The sequence below is a fragment of the Mycobacterium ahvazicum genome (genome assembly GCF_900176255.2).
In the GTDB taxonomy this organism is placed as follows: Bacteria; Actinomycetota; Actinomycetes; order Mycobacteriales; family Mycobacteriaceae; genus Mycobacterium; species Mycobacterium ahvazicum.
Genome location: NZ_FXEG02000003.1, coordinates 357,129 through 379,383, shown reverse-complemented (window position 1 = coordinate 379,383; position 22,255 = coordinate 357,129). Strand labels below are relative to the sequence as shown.

The window sequence follows — 22,255 nt, the reverse complement described above, 5'->3', positions numbered from 1 at the left end:
CTAGGTGTCATCGGCGATCAGCGTGGCGAGCTGATCGCGGTTGACCTTGCCGGTTGCGCTGTACGGGATGTTCTCCACGATCGCCAATCGCTCGGGGAACTTGAAGTGTGCGATCAATCCGCGACAGTGTGCGCGCAACTCGTCGAGGGTCACCGGGGCGCACACCACGACGGCCGCACCGACACGTTGCCCCAACTCGTCGTCGGCAATCCCGGCGACCGCGGCGTCTTCGACTGCCGGGTGTGAGCGCAATGCTTCCTCGACCTCGACCGGTCCGAATTTCTCTCCCCCGCGATTGATCGTGTCCTTCAGTCGACCGCTAGGGAAGATGTAACCGTCGGCGTCTTGGCTGGCGAGGTCGCCGGTGCGCAGCCAGCCCTCGGTGACGTTCTGAGCGCAGTTCACCCACAACTCGCCGACCGCGCCGGCCTCGACGTCGTTACCCGTATCGGGGTCTACTACGCGCACTTCGACTCCGGGTAAGGCGCGGCCGACCGACCCGGCGCGCGCCGGGTCGCGGTGATCGTCGGGCAGCAAAGTCGTGTAAGCGCCCAGAGTTTCGGTCTGGCCGAATACGTTGGCCAGCGCCACGTGCGGCAGCGCCGCCATCGCCCGGCGCACCAGACTCAGCGGCGCGGCGGCGGCTCCGTAGGCAAGGGCGATCAGCGACGACAGATCCGTGTTCGGAAAGTCGGGATGGTCGATGATCCGCTGCAGCATCGTCGGCACCATGAACGTTGTGCTGACGCGGTGCTCGGCCACCAGGCGTAGCCATTCGCCGGCGTCGAAACGCGTTTGCACGACCGCGGTGTTGCCCGAATACAGGCTGCCGAGCAGGCCCAGCGCGCCGCCGACGTGGAATAGCGGGACGCTCAGCATGCTCACCAAGGGTTTCGCGCCAGCCCGGAAGGGGCGCGACATCCCAGTGATGCGGCGGGCGAGTTGCTGGCCGCTGATGCTGACGGTTTTCGGGAGTCCCGTTGTGCCGCTGGTGAATAGGATCAACGCGTCACGGTCGTCGGCATCGCCGGCGACCGCATCGTCGGCGGGTTCGGGCCGGCCCAGCAGATCGGTCAGTGTCAATGCCGTGGGGACACCGGCTTCCCGGACCCGCTCGACGTAGTCCTTCCCCGCGACAGCCACGTCGGCGCAGGCGGCATCCTTGTGCAATCCCCGCAATTCCGGCGGCGTCAGTGCGGGATTCATCAGCGCGGGTGCGGCGCCGATGCGTGCCGCGCCGAGCAATGCGGCGATCGACAGCAGGCTGGCCCCGTCGACGACGGCGACGCGCTGTCCGGGCGTGACGCCGTGGGCGGCCAGACTCGACGCGCACTGCCTTACTGCCGTTGCAAGCTCGCCGTAACTGACGGTGTGCCCGCCGACGATCAGGGCGGCCCGGGCGTGATCCCCGCTGGCGGCGGCGTCGTGGATCGTCCCGAAGTTCATACGCGGCTTAGTACAGGGGTGACCACTCGGAGGTGCGCAGCAACCGGCTGGTCCACTGGTCGCGCAGGTCCAGGGCGTCGTACATCCAGGTGCCCGGCGCGCGGTACTCGGCGGGGATGTGGCTGCGGAGCAGGTCAAGCAGCGCGTCGGGACGGCTGATGCGCTGCATCAGGATGACCTCGCGTCGAACATGGCTGCCGAGGGCGGGCTGGAATGCCGCATGCATCGTCAGCATGGAGGACGGCTCCTGGAGGCTCCTGGCGTACACCTCGCCGCAGCGGACGATGTACTCCTCGAACTTGTCCTCGTAGGGCCACATGGTGTCTTCCATGTAGAGAGTCATCTCGTGCTCTCGCCCGTCGACCGGCACCTCGTTGAATTCGATGTCCAGCAGCGGTGACCAGGGCAGCGGCATCAGCAACTTTGCGACGACCTCGTGGCGGAGCTCGTCGAGCCCGCGCATCCAGTCCTGAAGGTCGCCCTTCTGCACTCGCAGCGTCAGCTTCTCCCACGCCGCGCCGTCGCGGACGGCGGTCACCGTCACGACCGTGTACGCGGGGCCGCTGCCGTGCGCCTGGTTGGCGTACCAAAGCAACCGGGCATCGTCGCCGCGCCCGAGCATCGGCATCCAGCCGTCACGGAAGGCGGCTTCGAACTCGTCCTCTTTACGGCCGCGGACCGTGTGCAGCTCGTGCATGAACAGCACGCACAAACCTCCCATTCGCGGCGGTGGGCTCAACGCCGCTCAACGGACGGTAACTCCGGCAGATTGCCACGTCCAGGCCGGGTTAGTCGTATGCACAATTGCGCCCAGTCGCCCGACCTAGACAGCCGAGTTGAGAATCTGGTTTGCTCAACTCGGTACCGTCCTTACCGGGCAGGAGTTCTCCTATGGCAAGGCTCGACGTACCGGAGGGCCCGGGTGGCGAAGCCGCCATGATCTGGACGCTGCGGCCACAGCTCGGCGGCATGGTCGAACGGATGATCCGCGGCGCCTATCAGCAGAGCATCCTGCCGGCCGACGAGCGCGAGTTGGCGAGAATGCGGATCGCGCAGATCAACGATTGCGTGGCGTGCTCGGGTTTTCGCGCGCAGTCGGTGCTCGACGCCGGTGTGGCACCCGAGTTGTACGACAACGTCGCCGCATACGCCGGCTACCTCGGCTATACGCCACGCCAACGCCTCGCCATCGAGTTCGCGGAGCGGTTCGCCAACGACCATGCGTCGATGGATGACGCGTTCTTCCAACGACTTCGGGAATCGTTCTCCGACGAGGAGATCCTGGATCTCACGCTGTGCGTCGCGGTATTTCTGGGCCTGGGTCGTTCCCTGACCGTGCTGGGCGTCGACCAGTCGTGCGCCATCGACCTCTGACAAAACCGGAAGGAACCAATGGACATCGCCACCGTCGACGAATTGCTGAGCACCACGCGGTCGGTTCGTAAGCGTCTCGACCTGACCCGGCCGGTCGGTCGCGAGGTGATTCTGGAGTGCATCCGGCTGGCGATGCAGGCGCCGACGGCCAGCAACACACAGGACTGGCGCTGGCTGGTGGTGACCGACGCGGACAAGCGCGCGGCGATCGCCGAGATCTACCGCAGCATCGGGTCGCAGTATCTGGCGTACGCGGTCGACAACGCGACCGACCCGCAGACCCAGCGGGTGTATCAGAGCGCGATGAGTCTGACCGACACGCTGGGACATGTTCCGGTGCACGTCATCCCCTGTCTGAACCAGCGCATCGACACGGCGGAGCCGGGCATCGCCGCGGCGGCCTGGGCTTCGATCATCCCGGCCGGCTGGAGCTTTCTGCTGGCGCTTCGCTCGCGCGGGCTGGGCTCGGTGTGGACGACGATGCATCTGTTCAAGGAGAAAGAAGTGGCCGAGCTGCTCGGCATTCCGCCGACCGTCACGCAGGCCGCGCTGTTCCCTGTCGCCTACACGATCGGCACCGACTTCCGCCCGGCCACGCGGCCGCCGGCGGAGACCATCACGTTCTGGGACGCCTGGGGAGATAGCTGATGCAGTCCTACACCGTGCGATTCCACGTCGACGCGCCGCCGAAAAAGGTGTGGCGGGTGCTGCATCCCCCGGTGCCACCGAACGCGCCGCGCCCGCGAGTGCTCAAGTGGCCGACCGGCAGCATGGAAATCCTGAACGAGGGCAACGAGGCCGGTGAGGGCCTGGTCCGCACCTGTGTCTTCCCGGTCCCCCGGTACCTGCTGTCGGGCGGCAGGGCGCGGTCGTGGGAGACGGTGACCGAAGCCGAGCTGAACAAGCTGTCGCGCTACATCGCCGTCGGCGCGCCGCTGTGGTCGCGCGCCGAGGGATATCACCAGCTCGAGGAGCAGCCCGACGGCACTACCGTGCTGACGTTTCACGAGACATATCACGCCTACAACCCGGTGCTGCGCTTCTTTCTCGAGCGCCCGGTGCACGCCAGGATTTCGCGGGACAACCTCGACACCTACCAGCACGCGCTCGGCTACGCCGGCAAGGTCCGACGGCTGCCCTAACCGTTCGACGCGCTCCGCCGATCTCACAGAGATGTGAATTAGGTTCTTGACCCCGGTACCCTCGATCTCTATGGGTGGAGTACCTACCGCAGCACGGTTGGCTGCGGCGAGTCTGATGGTCGCGGGCTGGGCCGCCGCGTCCACCGTGGCGGCCAGCGCCGACCCGGACGACACACGTGGTCCGGCGCCGGGGCCGGCACCGGGGCAATCAGCGTCGCCATCACCGGCATCACCCGCGGCGTCGCCGTCGGCGTCACCCTCGCCCGCACCGCCCGGGGGCGCACCGAAGACGGTCATGGACAAAGACGGCCTGTACGCGGTGGGTACCGACATCGTGCCGGGCATCTACAGCAGCGGTGGCCCGGTCGGCAACGGCACTTGCTACTGGAAGCGGACCGCCAACCCGGACGGCGCCCTGATCGATAACTCGCTCACCAAGAAGCCGCAGGTGGTCAAGATCGAGCCGACGGACAAGGCGTTCAAGACGGATGGCTGTCAGCCCTGGCAGTTGACGCCGGACGCTCCCGCGCCCGCCGACGTCCCCGGGCCGGTTGCGGGGGCCCAACTGCAGGGCACCCTGGGCACGCTCAATGGGCTGCTGGGGCCGAACGGAATGCGCGTTCCCGGCACCTGACCGTGGCCAGTCCCCAACAGATTGTCGTCGTTGGTGCGGGAGTCAGCGGACTGACGTCGGCCCTGTGCCTGGCCGAAGCCGGGTGGCCGGTGCGGGTGTGGAGCGCCGCACCGCCCGAGCGGACAACATCGGTAGTGGCCGGTGCGGTCTGGGCCCCGCCCCGACCGGCCGAACGCGCCGCCGAGACAATCGCGTGGATCCGGCATTCGCTGGAAGTTTTTCGCGAACTGGCCGCCGATCCCGACTCCGGGGTGCAGCTTTCGCCGGCGCTGGCTGTCGGCGAATTGACCGCGACCGAATCGATGTCGTCGGCGGCGCAGTTGATTCCCGCGTTGCGGCCGGCCCATCCAACCGATCTGCCCGAGGGGTTCCGGGTCGGGTTTCGCGCGACCCTGCCGATGATCGACATGCCGCACTACCTCGGCTACCTCACGCACCGCCTTGCCGCGGCCGGCTGCGAGATCGAGGAACACCCGGTGCGGTCACTGGCCGAGGCCGCCGATGCAGCGCCGATCGTGATCAACTGCTCCGGTCTCGGCGCCCGTGCACTGGTGGGCGACGACACGGTCCGGCCACTGTTCGGCCAGCATGTCATCCTCGCCAATCCTGGTCTGCGACAACCATTTCTAGAGATCAACAACGGCCCGGAATGGGTGTGCTACTTCCCGCACCCACAACGCGTGGTGTGTGGCGGGATCAGCATCCCGGACCGTTGGGACACCACCGCCGAACCCGACATCACCGAACGCATCCTGGCGCGCTGTCGCCGGATCGAGCCGAGGCTGGGCGAGGCCGAGGTGCTGGAGACGATTACCGGGCTACGGCCCGATCGTCCCTCGGTGCGGCTCGAAGCCGAGCCACTCGGAAAGGCGCGCTGCATCCACAACTACGGACACGGTGGCAATGGCGTGACGTTGTCCTGGGGTTGCGCGCGCGATGTAGTGCGGCTGGTCAGTCCTGATCGCTGACCGGCACCAGCGCTGTCTCCACCGACGCGTACGTCGGCAGCAACGGGTGCAGTCCGCAGGCGGCGATGGTTCGGGCCACGATGGGCTGGCTGGTAACGAGTCGCAATGCGACGCCGCGACTGCGGCACTCGGCTGCCTCGTGTGCCAGCGCGGCATAACCGCATGAGCCCATGAAATCGAGGTCGCACACGTCGATGACGAACGGACCGGGCGCGACGGTTTCGGCGGCCCCGCGGCTCAGCACGTTCTGCCACGCGGTCTCGTTGCTGGCATCGATGTCGCCGCCGACATGGACGACTACTGACGAACCGGTGCGCCTGGTAACCGTGCGCAAGCCGCTTGGCGCGCAGCCACGGTACGACCCGTTGTGGGGCCGCGCTATGCCGATCGAGGCAGTGTCCATCTCTGCGACATCCCGTCGTCGTGGGCAGTATCGGGCGACGCCGTCCGTCTCCCGAAAAGGCCGGCAGGGCTGGCGTCAAACCGACCCCCGCCGGTTTTCGCGTCGTTGCTGAGCATATGTGCAATTGAGATTTGCCGAGTGCATTTGCGCAAATCGACCGGGTTTACTCGCCGGGCTACGGCCGAAGGTCACTGAAAGCCTTACCATTTCAGAAACGGTAGCCAACGACGAACCGAAACGGTGGAAAACCCGTGAGCATCGATTACGCGCTTCACGCTCACATCGCCACCATTACGATCAACCGCCCCGACACGCGCAACTCGCTGGATATGGAACATTTCCGCGATTTGGCTCAGGCGTGGGCCGACTTCCGTGACGACGACGGCGCCTGGGTTGCTGTGGTCACCGGCGTAGGGCCGGATTTCTGCACCGGAGCAGATCTGAAGAAATTCATTCCCGAACTGACCGGCGACCTTCCCAAGCCTGACTGCTGGGACGCACTCGACGCCATCCACGCCGTGTTGCATCGTTTCCCGGTGTATAAGCCGATCATCGCGGCGGTGAACGGAACGTGTGTCGCGGGTGGCTTTGAAATGTTGGGCTGCACCGACATCCGCGTCGCGGTGCCCGAAGCGCGGTTCGCCTTGATGGAACCCAAGCGCGGCCTTTTCGCCGGCGGCGGCAGCACGGTGCGGCTGCCGCGCCAGATCCCCTACGCCCTGGCGATGGAGCTGCTGCTGACCGCCGACATGGTGGACGCGCCGCGCGCCCTGGCCATGGGGCTGCTGAACCAGGTCGTGCCGGGCGAGCGGCTGATGGACACCGCCTATGACTACGCGCAGCGCATCGCCGCCAACGCGCCGCTCGCGGTCTATGCGACCAAACGGTCTGCGGTTGAAGGGCTGACGCTCGATCTCGAAGCGGCCTACGACAACGAGACTCGGCACAGCGACCGGGTTTTCGCGACCGAGGACGCCAAGGAAGGGCCGCGTGCCTTCACCGAGAAGCGACCGCCGCGGTGGCAGGCGCGCTGAGAGATCAGCCGCGGGTGCGCCGGTCGACGTCGCCGACCACCAGCGACAGCAACCAGCTCACGATCGACAACAGGATCGCGGCCCAGATCGCCGTCCACCAGAAGTGGTCGATCGCCAGTCCCCAGTGCGTGGTGTGTTCGGTGATCCACGCCGTGAGCCAGAGCATCAACGCGTTGACGACGATGTGGAACAGTCCCAGGGTCACGATGTACAGCGGAATGGACAGGAACGTAACGATCGGCTTGATGAACGCGTTGACCAGCCCGAAGACCACGGCCACGACGAAGATGATGCCGATGCGTTCCAGCGGCGTCTTGCCGCCGACGAAGCTCAGCCCGTGAACGAAGTGGGTGACGATCCACATGGCAAAACCCGTCAAGGCGGCGCGAAGCAGAAAGGAGCCCATGCCGCAAGATCCTGCCATCCGAATTGAATGCCCGGCAGGGCCATTCGGCCCATGCCGCTAGGCGGTCAGATTCAGTTGAGCGCGTAAAAGCGTTGCGCGTTGCGGCTGGCGATCTTCTCGCGCGCCTGCTCGCTGATGTCCGCGCGGGTGCGCAGGTGCTTGGTGCTCTCCGGCCACTCGCCGTCCCAGTGCGGGTAGTCGCTGGCGAACATGATGAAGTCGGCGCCCAGCACGTCGATCACGCCGGGCAGGATCGGTTCCTCCGGCTCACACGTCACGAAGATGTTGCCCGCAGCCAGATATTCGTGCGGGTCGCGCCGCCAGCCGCGTTCGACCCAGTCGCCTCGCTTCGCGTAGTGCTCGTGCAGGCGGTCCATGAAGAACGGAACCCAGCCGGCGCCCGCTTCCAGGAAGGCAACCCGCAAGGCGGGGTGGCGCTCGAAGACGCCGCCGGAAACCATCGCCGTCATCGCCGTCATCTGGTCGAACGGAAAGCTGATGCAGTGCACCTGGATGTAATTGGTGAAGCGGTCCACGCCGATCTTCGGCAGATGAATTCCGGGGGCGCCGTGAATGCCCAGCGGCATCTCGAGTTCCACCGCGGCGGCGTAGAACGCGTCGAGATCGGGATGATCCAGGTTGCGGGTCTTCAGCGCCGGTGGGACCAGAGTCGCCACCAGGCCGAGTTCCTTGGCTTCGGTCATGACGTCGACGGCCGGCTGTCCGTGCTCGATCGGGGTCACGGCCACGCCGCGCAACCGGCCGCCCGACGAGGCGCAGTAATCCGCGATCCACTGGTTGTAGAGCCGCGCGAATCCCGCAGCGAATTCCGGGTCTTCGAGGCTGGGCGCGCAGAGTCCCAGGCTCGGGTACAGGACCATCGTGTCGATGTGGTCGCGGTCGGCGTCGCCCAGCACGCCGTCGGGTGACGAGCAGTTGATGTTGGGCGACTTGCTGATTCCGTGTTCGGGCGGACAGCCGGCACCCGGGCCGCGATCCTCCGGATAGTTTCGGCCTTCGATCATCAGCCGGAGGCGTCGGTCGGTGCTGGGCTTGACGTGATCGGGCCACCGCTTGATCGCTTCGATCGCCAGCGAGGAATTCTCGGCGACATGTCCATCGGCATCGATGATTCGCATATTCCCGGAACTTACTCCGGCGCCGTGGATGGTCAAACGGCTCGCGGTGCGCCACGATGCTTCACGTGACAACTCAACGGATCAACGCCGATCAGCGAAATTCGTTCATTGCCGCGATGCTGGGCTGGACGATGGACGCCTTCGACTACTTCATCGTCGTGTTCGTCTATGCCGACATCGCAAAGACTTTCCACCACAGCAAGGCCGAGGTCGCCTTCATCACGACGGCGACTCTGGCCATGCGCCCGGTGGGTGCCTTGTTGTTCGGGCTGTGGGCCGACCGGGTCGGCCGGCGCACGCCGCTGATGGTGGACGTGATCTTCTACTCCATCGTCGGTTTCCTTTGCGCATTCGCGCCCAACTTCACCGTCCTGGTCATCCTGCGGCTGTTGTACGGCCTTGGCATGGGGGGTGAATGGGGGCTGGGTGCGGCCCTGGCCATGGAGAAGGTTCCCGTCGAGAGGCGCGGCTTTTTCTCCGGCCTGCTGCAGGAGGGCTACGCCTTCGGCTACCTACTGGCCAGCATCGGATCGCTGGTGGTGATGGACTGGTTGGGGCTGTCGTGGCGTTGGCTGTTCGGTCTGTCGATCATCCCGGCGTTGATCAGCCTGATCATCCGGTACCGGGTGCAAGAGTCCGAGGTGTGGGAAGCAGCCCAGGATCAGATGAAACTGACCAACACCAAAGTCACCGACGTGCTGCGCGACGGAAAGATCGTCCGCCGGTTCTTCTATCTGGTGGCGCTGATGACGGCCTTCAACTGGATGAGCCACGGCACGCAGGACGTCTACCCGACGTTCTTGGGTTCGACGGCCAACCACGGCGCCGGCCTGGACAGCGTGACGGTGAAATGGATCGTGGTGGTGTACAACATCGGTGCCATCCTCGGCGGTCTGTTCTTCGGCTCGATGTCACAACGGTTCAGCCGCCGCTACACCGTGATCTTCTGCGCGATCCTGGGGTTGCCGATCGTGCCGCTGTTCGCGTTCTCCCGTACCGCGGCGATGCTGTGTCTCGGTTCGTTTTTGATGCAGGTCTGCGTGCAAGGCGCGTGGGGTGTGATCCCGGCACACCTGACCGAGTTGTCGCCGGATGCCATCCGCGGCCTCTACCCCGGGGTGACGTACCAGCTGGGCAATCTGCTGGCCGCGTTCAACCTGCCGATCCAGGAACGACTGGCCGAGACGCACGGCTATCCGTTCGCGCTGGCCGCCACGATTGTGCCGGTGCTATGTGTCGTGGCGTTCCTGACGTTTATCGGTAAGGACGCGACGGGACTTCGCTTCGGTACCGCCGAAACCGCTTTTCTGCCAACGGAAGCCAAATGATCTAAAGGGGCGCTTGCTCGCTGAGCGCGCGTCGCAGCATGTGCATCGCAACCGTAGCCGAGCGTTCGCGGACATCGGAACGGTTGCCGGGCAGTCGCAGTGTCCGGGTGACAATCTGGTCCGCGGCGCCGGGGGCGCCAAGTCGAACGGTGAAACAGACCGTGCCCACCGGCTTCTCCGGCGTGCCCCCGCCGGGGCCGGCGATGCCGGTGATCGCGACGGCGGTATCGGCGCCGAAACGGCGTAACGCGCCGGCGGCCATCGCCTCGGCCACCGGCTCCGACACCGCGCCGTGTGCGTCGATCAGTGCCGCATCCACGCCGAGTAGCTGCACCTTCGCGTCGTTGGAGTAGCTCACCACGCCGCCCATCACGTAGTCCGACGATCCGGGCCGGTCGGTCAGCCGAGCGGCCACCAGCCCCGCGGTGCAGGATTCCGCGGTGGCTATCCGGCGCCCGGCCAGAAGCCGCGCGACCACATCGTCGACGTGTGATCCGTCTTCGGAGTACAGCTGCTGACCGTGCCGGTCACGCAGCAACTTTGTCAGTTGGGCGTAGACCTGCGCCGCGTCGGGCTCGTACCGGGTGACCATTTCGATCTCGCCCCGCCGCAGACAGGTGGTGATCTCCAGCGCGTCGAATCCGGCGACGGAATTCCGCGCATCACGCAGTGTTTCGGCCAGCCCCGACTCGGGCAGCCCGAACATCCGGATGGTGTCCTGGCGGTAGATCGTGCGGCCGGCGATCGCGTCGCGCGCCGCCGGGGTCTCGATGGCCGTGTGCCACATCGGCTGAAGCTCGCGCGGAGGGCCGGGAAGCACGATCACCGTAGGCTTTCCGGGCACCACGACGCCCGGGGCGGTGCCCACCGGGTCGAGCACCTGAGCACCGGCGGGAACCATGGCCTGTTTGCGGTTGGCCGCGCGCACCGCGTCGAAGCTTTCCGAATCAAAGTGCGCCATAAGCTTTTTGAGAATGTTGGCGATCTTGTCTTCGACAACTTGATCGAGCAGCAGCTCGCGTTCACAGAACCGTGCCACCACCTCGACGGTCATGTCGTCAGCCGTCGGGCCCAGTCCCCCGCTGGTGACTATCAGGTCCACGCCCTGTTCGGCCATGAAGCGCAGTTGTGCCTCGATATCGGAGGGACGATCGCCGCAGATGGTGATGTGGGCCAGCTCCACGCCCAATTCGAGCAGCCGGTCGGCGATCCACGGGCCGTTTCGGTCCTGGACGCGTCCGGTGAGGACTTCGGTTCCAGTGACGACGATGCCTGCGCGTGCGCTCACCGGCATGAGCCTACTGGCGCGGGAACGCGGTAATGGCGCCGAGTGTGCATCGCGTCAGCCCTCGGCGAGGTAGCGCTCGACCGTCGCGACTTTCCGGGTCATCGCGTCCGCGACGCCGGCGCGCATGTCCACCTTGATCACCGTGCTGACCCTGGGGGCGCGAGCGGCCACGGCCTCGACGGCGCGCTGCACGACCGCCATCACTTCCTCCCAGGTATCGCCCTCGATCACGGTGAACATCGAATCGGTCTTGTTGGGCAACCCGGAGTCGCGCACCACCCGCACCGCTTCGGCGACGATCTCGCCCACGCCCTCGCCGACGCCGAGCGGGGTGACCGAGAACGCGACAAGGACAGACACCCGTCGAGCCTACCCATCGCGCCTGGCAGCATCGAACCATGCGGGTTCTGGTGCAACGGGTCTCGTCGGCAGCGGTGGCCGTCGACGGCCGGGTGGTCGGTGCCATCCGGCCCGAAGGTCAGGGCCTGCTGGCATTCGTCGGCGTCACACACACCGACGATGCCGACAAGGCGCGCCGTCTTGCCGAGAAGCTGTGGAACCTCCGCATTCTCGCCGACGAACGTTCGGCGGCCGACATCGATGCCCCGATCCTGGTGGTCATCCAATTCACGCTTTATGCCGACACCGCGAAGGGCCGCCGGCCGTCCTGGAACGCGGCGGCTCCCGGGGCGATCGCCGAGCCACTGGTCGCGGCGTTCGCGGAGGAGTTGCGCGGCTTGGGCGCCCGCGTCGAAACCGGCGTGTTCGGAGCGAATATGCAGGTCGAATTGGTCAACGAGGGGCCAGTAACGGTGTTTCTTGAACTCTGAAGACGCCCTCGCAGGTACCGTGGATCTCGGTTGATCCACATAGGAGGGGCGATCGTGAGCACTGCGCCTGAATCTGGGCCCGCATTCGGCTCGCTCCGTTCCGATGACGACCAATGGGACATCGTCAGCAGCGTGGGCTACACCGCTCTCCTGGTGGCGGGATGGCGCGCTGTGCACGCCCTGAGCGCACAACCGCTGGTCCGCGACGAATACGCGAAGCTATTCGTCGAGGCCTCGCAGGACCCGTATTTGGCCGGTGCGCTTGCCAATCCGGGAAGTACCGACGACGAGACCGCGTTTCCGCGTCTCTACGGTGTGCAAACGCGGTTTTTCGATGACTTCTTCAGCTCCGCGGCCGACGCGGGCATCCGGCAAGCGGTGATCGTCGCCGCCGGATTGGACTCCCGCGCGTATCGCCTCCAATGGCCTTCCGGAACAAGCATTTTCGAAGTCGACCTGCCAAAAGTCCTGGAATTCAAGGCTCGTGTGCTGAGCGAGCACGGCGCGGTGCCCAAGGCGTCGCGGGTTGAAGTCGCAGCCGACTTGCGCACCGACTGGTCCAGGCCACTGGAAGCGGCCGGCTTCGACACCGAAAGGCCGAGCGCGTGGTCGGTCGAGGGGATATTGCCCTACCTGACCGACGAAGCCCAGAACACCCTGTTCACCCGGATCAGCGGACTCAGCGCACCCGGCAGCCGAATCGCCATCGGCGCACTGGGATCGCGACTGGACCACGATCAGCTCGAAGCGCTGGAAACCAACCACCCCGGGGTCAACCTGTCCGGCGATGTGGACTTCTCCGCCCTGACGTATGAGCCCCAGGGCGAACCGGCCGAATGGCTGGCCGCACACGGCTGGAGCGTCGAGCCCGTCCGCAACACCCTGGACCTACAGGCCGGCTACGGGATGACGCCCCCCGCCGTCGACGTGAAGATCGACAGTTTCATGCATTCGCAGTACATAACGGCTACCAGGTGACGGATGGAGTCGACGTGGTGACTATGACGATGCTCTCGCCCGCCGACGCCATTGCCGAGATCGCGGCCAGTGCACCAGGACCGCGAGTCGGCGCCTTCTTCGATCTCGACGGCACCCTGGTGGACGGCTTCACGGCCGCGGTTCATGTCGGCGACCGGATCCGGCGCCGGCAGGTCGGGCTCGGCGAGCTGGTCGGCGTATTCGATGCCGCCCTGCGCTATCGATTCGGCCGCCTGGAATTCGAGCGCCTCATCGTCCGGGCCGCGGGATATCTGCGAGGCGAATCACTGCTCGAGCTCGATGAGCTGGGCGAGCGGTTGTTCGTCGAACGTGTTGCCTCACGCCTGTATTCGCACATGCACGACATCGTGCACGCGCATCAGCAGCGCGGGCATACCGTGGTGCTGAGTTCCTCGGCGCTGTCGATCCAGGCGCTGCCGGTCGCGCGTTTTCTCGGCATCTCCAACGTGCAGTGCAACCGTTTCGAGCTGGACGCGCTCGGACGCCTCACCGGCGGAATCGTCAGACCGATCGTCTGGGGAACGACGAAAGCGGCCGCGGTGCAACAGTTCTGCACCGAAAACGATGTCGCGGTGCAACACAGCTACTTCTATGCCGACGGCGACGAGGACGCCGCGTCGATGTCGGTGGTCGGCTATCCGCGACCGGTGAATCCTCGCTCGGGCCTGGCCGCCGCGGCGGCAGCGCACGGCTGGCCGGTGATGTGCCTCGCCTCGGTGCGGCGCCGGCCGATGCGGACGCTGCGGTACCTGACGAACCACGTCCGCCGCGAATCCTAGGGTTTCAGCAGAATCTTCACGTCGTCACCGGATCGCGACTCCGCGGTCGCGTAGCCCTTGGCGGCTTCGTCCAAAGGCATCGATGTGGTGAAGATGCCGTCGACGTCGAGTCGGCCCGATTGCAGCAGCGGTATCAACTCCGGCCAGGTGCGCTGGACCGGCGCCGTGGTGAATCGGAGGCTGGTGCTGCGAATCAGGCAGCCCAAGGCGTTGAGCGGGAACGGATTCATATCGTGCACACCGACAACCGAGACGGTGCCCCCGGGCCGGACGAGGTTGATCGCGTCTGTCAGAGAGGAATCCGTGGCGACGGCGTCGATCACCGCGTCGGCGCCCCGTCCGCCGGTGGCCGTCATGATCGCCTCGAGCGCCGGCGCTTTGAGCGGCGTCGCACCCCACCCCGCCGCGCGGTTCAAGCGGCCATCGACCATATCGATTGCGAAAACCGTTGCAGCACCCTGAAAAAACGCACTGCGCAGCGCGCACAAACCAACAGCGCCCAATCCGACGACCGCGACGGCGCCGCCGAACGGAATGTCGGCACGCTGCGCCGCCGCCCAGCCGGTGGCCAGGTTGTCGGTGAGCAGCAGAGCCTGTTCGGTGCTGATGCCGTCGGGCATCTTCAGCAACTGGAAATCGGCGGCCGGCACGGCCAGCAGATCGGCTTGCGCACCACCGAGCAGGCCCCCGCCGAAGATCTGAAAACCGGAGTAGCACAAGACCGGATCGCGGGTCGCGCACCCCGGGCACTTTCCGCAGCCGGTGACCGACGACACCATGACTTGATCTCCGGCTCGGACAGTGCGCACCTCGGGCCCGACTTCCACCACGGTGCCGACCGCCTCGTGGCCCAGCGCGACCGGGTCGGGCATCGGAAAGTCGGCCTCGTAGAAATGCAGGTCGGATCCGCAGATGCCGGCGGCGGTGACCTCGACAACCGCTCCGTCGGGGCCCGGAAGGACAGGATCGGGACGGGTGTCGACCCGGATGTTGCGGGGGCCGTCGACGACTACCGTGCGCATAGTGCTGTGCTCACTTTCCTGGTCGGATTAGGAACTGCGTTGTCGCACAACAAATTGAGACCAGTCGGGCTCGCGTACCGCGGTCCAGTATTCGTTGAGGCGCCACGGGCTGACCGTGTGGATTTCGCCGTCGGCGTTCTTGAAGTAGGAGTGTTTGACCGCGGGATGGGACCACACCATTTTCTTGATCTGGGTCTGCGTCCGTCGGTGCCAGTCGGTCGCGGCTTCGGCCCTGGGTTCCATCGAGTGCACGTCGACGTCGGCCAGTCGCGCGAGACACTGGTCGATGTAGCGCATCTGCAGTTCGGACTGGAAGATCAGGCTGCCGCCGTGGGCGAGGTGGGTGCCGGGTCCGTAGATGATGAAGAAGTTGGGGAAATCGGGAACTGTGATGCCCAGGTAGGCGTACGGGCGGCTCCCCCACATCTGGTGTAAGTCAATTCCGTTGCGGCCGGTCACTTTCAGCGGCCACAACACGTCGGTGTGCCGGAACCCGGTGGCGTAGACGATGATGTCGACTTCGTGCTCGACACCATCTTCGGTGACGACGCCGCGGGGTGTGATCTTCTGGATCGCGGTGCGCACCAGTTCGACGTTGTCGCGCTGCAAGGTCTGCAGCCAGCTGCCGTTGTCTTGTAGCGTGCGTTTGCCGCAGGCGGGATAGTCGGGCATCACCTTGGCCAACAGTTCTTGGGAGTCTGGGCCGTCGCCGACCTGGCTGGTGATCCACTGCGAGAACATCATCGCCGCGGCGGCGTTGATGTCGCTGACGGCATCCTCGCCCGCGTAGTTCGGGTCGCCTTCGGCGGCGTCGAGGCCCTTGTCCGAGCCGGGCCACAGGACGAGGAAGCGGTACCACCGTCCGTAGAACGGCAGGTTCGTCATCGCCCAGCGCACGCCGTCGCCGACTTCGTCGTGGTACATCGCGTTCGGGAACATCCACTGCGCGGTCCGCTGGAACACGGTGAGGTGCCCGACGTCCCCGGCGACCGCAGGTGCGATCTGAAAGCCGCTGGCGCCGGCCCCGATCAAGGCAACCCGCTTGCCGCGGAGATCGACTGAGTGATCCCAGGCCGCGGAGTGAAAAGACGGTCCCGCAAAGCTTTCGGCCCCGTCGAACTCGGGGATCTGCGGCCGGTTCAGCTGGCCGACCGCGGTGATGAGGGCCCGGGCGCGCAGGGTCTCGGTTTCGCCGTCGACACCGCGCAGCGACACTGTCCACGCGCCGGCGTCGTCGTTCCACTCGGCCGCGACGACCTCGGTGTTCCACCGGACATGCTCATTCAGGTCGTGCTTGGCCATGACCTTGGTGAAGTAGTGCTGCAGCTCGTGCTGCTCGGCGAAGAAGTGCGTCCAGTCGTTGTTGGGTTCGAAGCTGTAGCAATAGAAGTGATTCGCCACGTCCACGCGAGCTCCGGGATAGCTGTTCTCCCACCATGTTCCGCCGGGGCCGGCGTTCTTCTCCACGATGGTGAAGGCAATGTTGGCTTGTTGAAGACGCACGCCGGCCAAGATGCCGGATTCGCCGCACCCGATGACCAGGACCGGGAGGTCGGCGCCTCGCCCGGCCGGTAGTGGCGCCGGGCGGCGAGGGTCGGTGCCGTCAAGGTCGAGTTCCTCGGCGACCAGGGATTGGTAGTCGTCGGGAACATGTTCGCAGGCGGCCCAGTCCATCATCTCCCGGATGAGTTCCGGGCTCAGTGGCTCCGGCTCGGGGCACCCGCGGTCGCGGTATTCGCTGATGACGGTCAGCGCCTCGGCGCGGGCACGGGCTTTGTCCTCCTCCGACATGAACCCCTGCACCTCGTTGAGGAAGATGCCCATCTGCTTGTAGTCGCGGATGAAGCGGGGGTCGCCGGTGATGTGGACGAGCGACAACAGCAGCGTGGGAACGCTGACGTCCTCCAAAGCCGCCGCGATTTCCGGCGTTGACGTGGTGAAAGGGCGGCCGGAGTAGGGGCTTCGCATCGAGCCGTTCCTTTCGGTGGAGCCGGGGATCCTATTACGCTACTCTGCGTTTCGTAATTGGCAGCACTACGGTACCCGCTGGCGGCGGAGCGGATCAAGGGTCGGCACCGCGTCGTCCGCGGATGGCAAATTTTGGTGGGTGTGACCCTTGTTAATATTTGCTTCGTGACTGCCAGAGATGGCTGGCCAGTGCGCCGCGGACAGCGCGGCGGCGCTCCCGTTTCGTCGCGACAGGTAGGAACGGATTTGAAGCGCAACCGATTTGGCGCCGCGCTCAGTGTCGCGGTCACCAGTGCACTGCTGTTATCCGGATGCGGCGCCGACAACAATGCCGCGGGGAACTCCACGACGCCGACCTCGCCGGTGAAGGTGAATTGCGGCGGCAAGGCGAAGCTGAAAGCCAGTGGATCGACGGCACAGGCCAACGCGATGACGCGGTTCATCAAGGCGTTCGAACAGGCGTGCCCCGGCCAGACCCTGGACTACACCGCGAACGGCTCGGGTGCCGGGATCAGTGAATTCACGGGCAACCAAACCGATTTCGGTGGCTCGGACTCACCGCTGGCAGGCAATGAGTACGCGGCGGCCCAGGACCGTTGCGGTTCGCCGGCCTGGGACCTGCCGGTGGTATTCGGGCCGATCGCGATCACCTTCAACGTCAAGGGCACCGCATCGCTGAACCTCGATGCCCAGACGGCCGCGAAGATCTTCAAGGGAGCGATCACCACGTGGAACGATCCCGCGATCCAGGCGCTCAATAAGGGCGTGACGCTGCCCGCCGAACCGATTCGGGTCGTGTTCCGCAGCGATATGTCCGGGACCACGGACAACTTCCAGAAGTACCTCGACGCGGCGTCGGGGGGCGTGTGGGGCAAAGGCGCCGGCAAGGCGTTCAACGGCGGTGTCGGGGAGGGCGCCAAAGGCAACGACGGCACCTCGTCGGCGGTCAAGGCCACCGAAGGGGCGATCACCTATAACGAGTGGTCGTTCGCCGAGGCGAAGAACCTGAACATGGCGAAGATCGTCACTGCGGCCGGTCCGGACCCGGTATCGATCAGCGCCGACTCGGTGAGCAAGACGATCGCGGGTGCGGCCGTCATCGGCCGGGACAACGACATGGTGCTCGACACCGTGTCGTTCTATAACCCCACCCAGTCCGGCGCCTATCCGATCGTGATGGCGACCTATGAGATCGTCTGCTCGAAGTATGCGGATCCGCAGGTCGGTACCGCCGTGCGCGCATTCTTGGAGAGCGCTCTCGGGGCCGGCCAGGAAGGCCTGGCGGACAACGGATACATACCGATTCCCACCGAATGGAAGTCCTGGTTGTTGGCTTCGGTCAACGCGGTCGCCTGACGTAGTAGTGAAACCTGTTCCAATCGGCGGATGGCCGCTATATTCGGGCGAACCGGAGGTGGATGAGTGTGGCTGCATTGCTCACCGCCTGCAGCGGCTTCCTCTTCGCCGTGTTGTGGATGGACCTGATGTTCGATGTCCAGGTTCTGGTGCATCGGTCGGCCGGCGAGGAATTGCCCGAGCCGGTGCTCGCGTCCATCGCGACGTATTACCACCGCGCGACCACCGCGTCGCGCCCGATGAGCCGGCTGATCGCGCTGGTGATGCTGATTTTGTTGGGCGCGTTCGGGTTTCAGGCAACGCTGGGTCGCGATCCCGCCTGGCTACTGGTGCTGTCGGCCGGGCTGGCCGGCATCCCGACGATGCTGGCACTGACGCAGACGGTTCCTGACGCGATTCGGCTCGGGCAGCGCACCGACAGCGTGGCCGAGCAGAGCCGGCTGGCCCGGTCGGTCTGCCGCGATCACCTGGTCTGCGCGGGGTGCATGCTCGCGTTCCTGCTCCTGTGGGTGGCCCGCGCCCTGGTCATCTGACCGCTTTCGGCGACACGTCGTAGTCGTGGCGCGCTAGTAAGGGGCCCCTGGCCACGTCATGGACGCGGGTATTAAACTAGAACACGTTCCAATTCGGCCAGCATCCCAGGAGTTGTAATGCACACCCCTATTTGCGACGAGCTCGGTATCGAGTTCCCGATCTTCGCCTTCACGCACTGTCGCGATGTCGTGGTGGCGGTCAGCAAGGCCGGGGGCTTCGGCGTGCTCGGCGCGGTGGGCTTCACGCCCGAGCAGCTGGAGATCGAGCTCAACTGGATTGACGAGAACATCGGCGACCACCCGTACGGCGTCGACATCGTGATCCCGAACAAGTACGAGGGCATGGACTCGAACCTGTCCGCCGAAGAACTGACCAAACAGCTTCAGGCGATGGTTCCGCAGGAGCACCTGGACTTCGGTAAGAAGATCCTCGCCGACCACGGCGTGCCGGTCGAGGACAGCGACGGCGACACCTTGCAGCTGCTCGGGTGGACCGAGGCAACGGCCACGCCGCAGGTCGAGGTGGCACTCAAGCACCCGAAGGTGAAGATGATCGCCAATGCGCTGGGCACCCCGCCGGCCGACATGATCAAGCACATCCACGAGGCCGGGCTCAAGGTGGCCGCGCTGTGTGGCTCCCCCTCGCAGGCGCGCAAGCACGCCGATGCCGGCGTCGACATCATCATCGCCCAGGGCGGCGAGGCCGGCGGACACTGCGGCGAGGTCGGCTCGATCGTGCTGTGGCCGCAGGTCGTCAAGGAGGTGGCCCCGGTCCCCGTTCTCGGCGCCGGCGGCATCGGCAGCGGCCAGCAGATCGCCGCGGCCCTGGCGCTGGGCTGCCAGGGCGCGTGGACCGGCTCGCAATGGCTGATGGTCGAGGAATCCTCGAACACGCCGGTGCAGCAGGCGGCCTACGTCAGGGCCGGCAGCCGCGACACCGTGCGCAGCCGCTCGTTCACCGGCAAGCCGGCCCGGATGCTGCGCAACGACTGGACCGAGGCGTGGGAGAAGCCGGACAACCCCAAGCCGCTCGGAATGCCGCTGCAGTACATGGTTTCCGGCATGGCCGTGCGCGCCACGAACCGCTACCCCAACGAATCCGTCGACGTGGCCTTCAACCCCGTCGGTCAGGTGGTCGGGCAGTTCAGCAAGGTGGAGAAGACGTCGACCGTCATCGAGCGCTGGGTGCAGGAATACCTGGAGGCGACCAACAAGCTCGACGAGCTCAATGAGGCCGCCAGCGTCTGATCGAGGCCAGTCTTCGGCTAATCCTCGCCTACGTCGTACTTGCCGCCGGTGAAGACTTCCTTGGTTCGCTCGACCGCGTGAGTCGCGATGTCGATCGAATTCTCGACGATGCCGCTGACCCCGCCCTTGAGGTCGCCGCGGATAATGTCGCCGGCGTTTTCGACGATGTCCGAAGCCTTTTCGACGGCATTGGTCGCGATGTCCTTGACCGCGTCCACGGCGTCTCTGGGGTTGACCGCCACCGGAGTCTCCTATCGTTGCGGGACTTGAAAGGAACTTTGGTACGACTCTAGAGGGTCGGTAATTGACCAGCGAGCGCACGAAGCGCAGCCACCGGGGAATTGGGCTCCGCGTCGGCCGACGTTTCGGCCGTGTCGGTTATCCCGAAGGCGGGAAGAACCCGGCCCCGGTGAACCAACCCTCCTGCCAGCCTTGAGCGCCCAGGCACAACATCGGCAGTCCGCGATCGGACTGTGCCGCGCTCTGCGGGCCGGGGCACTTCGCGCCGGCCTGCTGGACTCCGTACAGCGGATAGGAAATCACCCAGTAGCCGGTGGTCGCGGCGGGGAACTGGTTGGGCGGCGGGAAGTGGCACGCTTCGGCCTGGCCACTGGGCCCGCGTCCGAAAATGAAGCGCTCGTAGTTGTCGCACGGCGCGCCCAGCGAGGCCTGATAGTTCATGTTCGGGACGTCGCCTTCGTAACCGGCCGCCGCGCAGGGCGCGACGCTGATGGCCCCACCCGTGATCGCAGCGACGGCGAGTACCTCGCGAATCATGCGCCTCCCACCCTTCCGTTCCCGTCACCCGGCCCTCGGTGCGCCGGTGACCTGGACAAAAGCATATCGATTGTGTCGCGGGCCACAAGGGTTGGCTGACCGACCGTCCATCGGCCAACCCGCCACCGGTGTCCCGGCTGGGCCGGGCAGAGGTTGGCCGACGTCGTCACCCCTCATCGCCGCTGAACATGTTGCAATTTGGCCGGTCGATGTTGCGTCAATCCTTCCCAACGGTGGTGTTGCAGTGGTTTATTTGGCACAAGACATACGACTAGAAGACTTCGTATCGAGGAGTGGGCCTTGTCAACTAACGAGACGACCACCAAGCCGATCCCGAATTTGCCTCCGGGCTTCGATTTCACCGATCCGGACATCCACGCCGAGCGATTGCCGGTGGAGGAATTGGCCGAGCTGCGACGCACCGTGCCGATCTGGTGGAACGAACAGCCCAGCGGTTGCGGCGGGTTCGACGACGGCGGCTTCTGGGTGGTCTCCAAGCACAAGGACGTCAAAGAGATTTCGTTGCGCAGCGATGTGTTCTCCAGCCTGGAGAACACCGCCCTGCCCCGCTACCGCGAGGGCACGGTCCGCGAGCAGCGCGAGACGGGCAAGTACGTGTTGCTCAACATGGACGCCCCGCAGCACACCCACCTTCGCAAAATCATCTCCCGCGGCTTTACGCCCCGCGCCGTCGAACGGCTGCGGGAGGACCTGAACGCGCGCGCCCGGCAGATCGTTGCGAACGCGGCCGCCGAAGGCTCCGGCGATTTCGTCGAGCAGGTGTCGTGCGAGCTTCCGCTGCAGGCCATCGCCGGGCTGATGGGCGTGCCCCAGGAGGAACGCATGAAGCTGTTCCACTGGTCCAACCAGATGGTCGGCGACCAGGACCCCGAATTCGCCCGCAACGATGCGATGGGCGCCTCGGTCGAACTGATCACCTACGCGATGCAGATGGCCGCGGACCGGGCGCAAAACCCCGGCGACGACATCGTCACCAAGCTGGTCCAGGCCGACGTCGACGGCCACAAGCTCTCCGACGACGAGTTCGGCTTCTTCGTCATCCTGCTGGCGGTAGCCGGCAACGAGACGACCAGAAACTCCATCACCCAGGGCATGATGGCCTTCACCGATTTCCCCGACCAATGGGAGTTGTACAAGCGGGAACGCCCCGCCACCACGGCCGACGAGATCGTCCGATGGGCCACCCCGGTCACGTCATTCCAGCGCACCGCCCTCGAGGACTACGAGCTGTCCGGAGTGCAGATCAAGAAGGGCCAACGGGTGGTAATGGTCTACCGCTCGGCCAACTTCGACGAGGACGTCTTCGAGGACCCGTTCACCTTCAACATCCTGCGCAACCCGAACCCGCACGTGGGATTCGGCGGGACCGGCGCCCACTACTGCATCGGCGCGAACCTGGCGCGCATGACCATCGACCTGATGTTCAACGCGATCGCCGACGCCATGCCCGACATCAAGTCCGCCGGCAAGCCGCAGCGGTTGCGATCGGGCTGGCTCAACGGCATCAAGCACTGGCAGGTGGACTACGGGTCCGGGGAATGTCCTGTCGCCCATTGAGGC

General features: G+C 65.7%; 25 protein-coding genes. 14 read left to right on the top strand and 11 right to left on the bottom strand.

The genetic code is table 11. The annotated features are described in order from the left end of the window. Entirely contained in the window at positions 1–1,446 is a 1,446-nt protein-coding gene (locus MAAFP003_RS14400; RefSeq protein ID WP_096287934.1) for a class I adenylate-forming enzyme family protein, read from the bottom strand. A 7-nt stretch (positions 1,447–1,453) separates the two neighbouring features. Then, positions 1,454–2,143, bottom strand: coding sequence for a hypothetical protein (locus tag MAAFP003_RS14395; RefSeq protein ID WP_243394137.1), 690 nt, complete (start codon positions 2,141–2,143; stop codon positions 1,454–1,456). A gap of 194 nt (positions 2,144–2,337) precedes the next feature. On the opposite strand from MAAFP003_RS14395, the gene MAAFP003_RS14390 reads away from it, so the two are divergent. The 5 genes from MAAFP003_RS14390 (at position 2,338) to MAAFP003_RS14370 (ending at position 5,564) form a co-directional block, all read left to right on the top strand. Next, positions 2,338–2,820 carry a carboxymuconolactone decarboxylase family protein gene (locus tag MAAFP003_RS14390; RefSeq protein ID WP_096287932.1) on the top strand — a complete coding sequence of 161 codons (483 nt, stop codon included), beginning with the start codon at positions 2,338–2,340 and terminating at the stop codon, positions 2,818–2,820. Between the two features lie 18 nt (positions 2,821–2,838). Further along, complete coding sequence (locus MAAFP003_RS14385) at positions 2,839–3,468, top strand: nitroreductase family protein (protein ID WP_096287930.1); 630 nt, start codon at positions 2,839–2,841, stop codon at positions 3,466–3,468. Next, entirely contained in the window at positions 3,468–3,962 is a 495-nt protein-coding gene (locus MAAFP003_RS14380; RefSeq protein ID WP_096287928.1) for an SRPBCC family protein, read from the top strand. The genes MAAFP003_RS14385 and MAAFP003_RS14380 overlap by 1 nt, the downstream gene beginning before the upstream one ends. 70 nt (positions 3,963–4,032) lie before the next feature. Next, positions 4,033–4,596, top strand: coding sequence for an Rv1352/Rv1906c domain-containing protein (locus MAAFP003_RS14375; protein ID WP_096287926.1), 564 nt, complete (start codon positions 4,033–4,035; stop codon positions 4,594–4,596). 2 nt (positions 4,597–4,598) lie between these two features. Beyond that, positions 4,599–5,564, top strand: coding sequence for an FAD-dependent oxidoreductase (locus MAAFP003_RS14370; protein ID WP_096287924.1), 966 nt, complete (start codon positions 4,599–4,601; stop codon positions 5,562–5,564). Here MAAFP003_RS14370 and MAAFP003_RS14365 read toward each other — a convergent pair. Then, positions 5,548–5,967: an anti-sigma factor antagonist gene (locus MAAFP003_RS14365; protein ID WP_096287922.1), complete on the bottom strand. Its 420-nt coding sequence runs from the start codon at positions 5,965–5,967 to the stop codon at positions 5,548–5,550. The two genes, MAAFP003_RS14370 and MAAFP003_RS14365, sit on opposite strands and share 17 nt — an antisense overlap. A 251-nt stretch (positions 5,968–6,218) precedes the next feature. Here MAAFP003_RS14365 and MAAFP003_RS14360 point away from each other — a divergent pair, with 251 nt between their 5' ends. Continuing rightward, complete coding sequence (locus MAAFP003_RS14360) at positions 6,219–7,001, top strand: enoyl-CoA hydratase/isomerase family protein (RefSeq protein ID WP_096287920.1); 783 nt, start codon at positions 6,219–6,221, stop codon at positions 6,999–7,001. A gap of 4 nt (positions 7,002–7,005) precedes the next feature. On the opposite strand, the gene MAAFP003_RS14355 is transcribed toward MAAFP003_RS14360, so the two are convergent. Then, a complete protein-coding gene (locus tag MAAFP003_RS14355) occupies positions 7,006–7,407 on the bottom strand; it encodes a phage holin family protein (protein ID WP_096287918.1) in 402 nt (133 codons plus the stop codon). A gap of 71 nt (positions 7,408–7,478) precedes the next feature. Further along, positions 7,479–8,546, bottom strand: coding sequence for an amidohydrolase family protein (locus tag MAAFP003_RS14350; protein WP_096287916.1), 1,068 nt, complete (start codon positions 8,544–8,546; stop codon positions 7,479–7,481). Between the two features lie 56 nt (positions 8,547–8,602). Between MAAFP003_RS14350 and MAAFP003_RS14345 the strand changes: the two genes are divergently transcribed. Further along, entirely contained in the window at positions 8,603–9,874 is a 1,272-nt protein-coding gene (locus MAAFP003_RS14345) for an MFS transporter (RefSeq protein WP_165796406.1), read from the top strand. Position 9,875: 1 nt separating this feature from the next. Here MAAFP003_RS14345 and MAAFP003_RS14340 read toward each other — a convergent pair whose 3' ends face one another. Next, complete coding sequence (locus MAAFP003_RS14340) at positions 9,876–11,162, bottom strand: competence/damage-inducible protein A (protein ID WP_480212826.1); 1,287 nt, start codon at positions 11,160–11,162, stop codon at positions 9,876–9,878. A gap of 54 nt (positions 11,163–11,216) precedes the next feature. Next, the gene (locus MAAFP003_RS14335; protein WP_096287912.1) at positions 11,217–11,522 is read right to left on the bottom strand and encodes an MTH1187 family thiamine-binding protein; all 306 of its coding nucleotides are present in this window, start codon (positions 11,520–11,522) and stop codon (positions 11,217–11,219) included. A 38-nt stretch (positions 11,523–11,560) separates the two neighbouring features. On the opposite strand from MAAFP003_RS14335, the gene dtd reads away from it, so the two are divergent. From dtd to MAAFP003_RS14320, 3 genes are read left to right on the top strand one after another with little or no spacing between them, the layout of a single operon-like run. Continuing rightward, positions 11,561–11,992 (top strand): D-aminoacyl-tRNA deacylase, encoded by a 432-nt coding sequence (dtd, locus tag MAAFP003_RS14330; RefSeq protein WP_096287911.1) that lies wholly within the window; start codon positions 11,561–11,563, stop codon positions 11,990–11,992. Between the two features lie 54 nt (positions 11,993–12,046). Then, entirely contained in the window at positions 12,047–12,970 is a 924-nt protein-coding gene (locus tag MAAFP003_RS14325) for a class I SAM-dependent methyltransferase (protein ID WP_096287909.1), read from the top strand. A 23-nt stretch (positions 12,971–12,993) separates the two neighbouring features. After that, a complete protein-coding gene (locus MAAFP003_RS14320; RefSeq protein ID WP_096287907.1) occupies positions 12,994–13,770 on the top strand; it encodes an HAD-IB family hydrolase in 777 nt (258 codons plus the stop codon). Here MAAFP003_RS14320 and MAAFP003_RS14315 read toward each other — a convergent pair. Then, positions 13,767–14,792, bottom strand: a complete 1,026-nt coding sequence (locus MAAFP003_RS14315) for an alcohol dehydrogenase catalytic domain-containing protein (RefSeq protein ID WP_096287905.1) — start codon at positions 14,790–14,792, stop codon at positions 13,767–13,769. The two genes, MAAFP003_RS14320 and MAAFP003_RS14315, sit on opposite strands and share 4 nt — an antisense overlap. A gap of 27 nt (positions 14,793–14,819) precedes the next feature. Next, a complete protein-coding gene (locus tag MAAFP003_RS14310; protein WP_096287903.1) occupies positions 14,820–16,760 on the bottom strand; it encodes a flavin-containing monooxygenase in 1,941 nt (646 codons plus the stop codon). A 246-nt stretch (positions 16,761–17,006) separates the two neighbouring features. Here MAAFP003_RS14310 and pstS point away from each other — a divergent pair, with 246 nt between their 5' ends. From pstS to MAAFP003_RS14295, 3 genes are all read left to right on the top strand, one after another. Further along, positions 17,007–18,116 carry a phosphate ABC transporter substrate-binding protein PstS gene (gene pstS / locus MAAFP003_RS14305; protein WP_096287901.1) on the top strand — a complete coding sequence of 370 codons (1,110 nt, stop codon included), beginning with the start codon at positions 17,007–17,009 and terminating at the stop codon, positions 18,114–18,116. Positions 18,117–18,184: 68 nt separating this feature from the next. Continuing rightward, positions 18,185–18,649 (top strand): hypothetical protein, encoded by a 465-nt coding sequence (locus MAAFP003_RS14300; RefSeq protein WP_096291155.1) that lies wholly within the window; start codon positions 18,185–18,187, stop codon positions 18,647–18,649. 117 nt (positions 18,650–18,766) lie between these two features. Then, positions 18,767–19,897 (top strand): nitronate monooxygenase, encoded by a 1,131-nt coding sequence (locus tag MAAFP003_RS14295; RefSeq protein ID WP_096287899.1) that lies wholly within the window; start codon positions 18,767–18,769, stop codon positions 19,895–19,897. A gap of 17 nt (positions 19,898–19,914) precedes the next feature. On the opposite strand, the gene MAAFP003_RS14290 is transcribed toward MAAFP003_RS14295, so the two are convergent. Then, positions 19,915–20,139 carry an Rv1893 family protein gene (locus tag MAAFP003_RS14290; protein ID WP_096287897.1) on the bottom strand — a complete coding sequence of 75 codons (225 nt, stop codon included), beginning with the start codon at positions 20,137–20,139 and terminating at the stop codon, positions 19,915–19,917. 136 nt (positions 20,140–20,275) lie between these two features. Further along, complete coding sequence (locus MAAFP003_RS14285; RefSeq protein ID WP_096287895.1) at positions 20,276–20,674, bottom strand: hypothetical protein; 399 nt, start codon at positions 20,672–20,674, stop codon at positions 20,276–20,278. A 300-nt stretch (positions 20,675–20,974) separates the two neighbouring features. Here MAAFP003_RS14285 and MAAFP003_RS14280 point away from each other — a divergent pair, with 300 nt between their 5' ends. Then, the gene (locus tag MAAFP003_RS14280) at positions 20,975–22,252 is read left to right on the top strand and encodes a cytochrome P450 (RefSeq protein WP_096287893.1); all 1,278 of its coding nucleotides are present in this window, start codon (positions 20,975–20,977) and stop codon (positions 22,250–22,252) included. Positions 22,253–22,255: the final 3 nt, after the last annotated feature.

What these genes read in the sequence shown, in the direction of transcription:
- MAAFP003_RS14400 (WP_096287934.1), bottom strand. Translation starts at nt 1,446, where the DNA reads ATGAACTTCGGGACGATCCACGACGCCGCCGCCAGCGGGGATCACGCC.
- MAAFP003_RS14395 (WP_243394137.1), bottom strand. Translation starts at nt 2,143, where the DNA reads ATGCACGAGCTGCACACGGTCCGCGGCCGTAAAGAGGACGAGTTCGAA.
- MAAFP003_RS14390 (WP_096287932.1), top strand. Translation starts at nt 2,338, where the DNA reads ATGGCAAGGCTCGACGTACCGGAGGGCCCGGGTGGCGAAGCCGCCATG.
- MAAFP003_RS14385 (WP_096287930.1), top strand. Translation starts at nt 2,839, where the DNA reads ATGGACATCGCCACCGTCGACGAATTGCTGAGCACCACGCGGTCGGTT.
- MAAFP003_RS14380 (WP_096287928.1), top strand. Translation starts at nt 3,468, where the DNA reads ATGCAGTCCTACACCGTGCGATTCCACGTCGACGCGCCGCCGAAAAAG.
- MAAFP003_RS14375 (WP_096287926.1), top strand. Translation starts at nt 4,033, where the DNA reads ATGGGTGGAGTACCTACCGCAGCACGGTTGGCTGCGGCGAGTCTGATG.
- MAAFP003_RS14365 (WP_096287922.1), bottom strand. Translation starts at nt 5,967, where the DNA reads ATGGACACTGCCTCGATCGGCATAGCGCGGCCCCACAACGGGTCGTAC.
- MAAFP003_RS14355 (WP_096287918.1), bottom strand. Translation starts at nt 7,407, where the DNA reads ATGGGCTCCTTTCTGCTTCGCGCCGCCTTGACGGGTTTTGCCATGTGG.
- MAAFP003_RS14350 (WP_096287916.1), bottom strand. Translation starts at nt 8,546, where the DNA reads ATGCGAATCATCGATGCCGATGGACATGTCGCCGAGAATTCCTCGCTG.
- MAAFP003_RS14345 (WP_165796406.1), top strand. Translation starts at nt 8,603, where the DNA reads ATGCTTCACGTGACAACTCAACGGATCAACGCCGATCAGCGAAATTCG.
- dtd (WP_096287911.1), top strand. Translation starts at nt 11,561, where the DNA reads ATGCGGGTTCTGGTGCAACGGGTCTCGTCGGCAGCGGTGGCCGTCGAC.
- MAAFP003_RS14320 (WP_096287907.1), top strand. Translation starts at nt 12,994, where the DNA reads ATGACGATGCTCTCGCCCGCCGACGCCATTGCCGAGATCGCGGCCAGT.
- MAAFP003_RS14315 (WP_096287905.1), bottom strand. Translation starts at nt 14,792, where the DNA reads ATGCGCACGGTAGTCGTCGACGGCCCCCGCAACATCCGGGTCGACACC.
- MAAFP003_RS14310 (WP_096287903.1), bottom strand. Translation starts at nt 16,760, where the DNA reads ATGCGAAGCCCCTACTCCGGCCGCCCTTTCACCACGTCAACGCCGGAA.
- MAAFP003_RS14295 (WP_096287899.1), top strand. Translation starts at nt 18,767, where the DNA reads ATGCACACCCCTATTTGCGACGAGCTCGGTATCGAGTTCCCGATCTTC.
- MAAFP003_RS14285 (WP_096287895.1), bottom strand. Translation starts at nt 20,674, where the DNA reads ATGATTCGCGAGGTACTCGCCGTCGCTGCGATCACGGGTGGGGCCATC.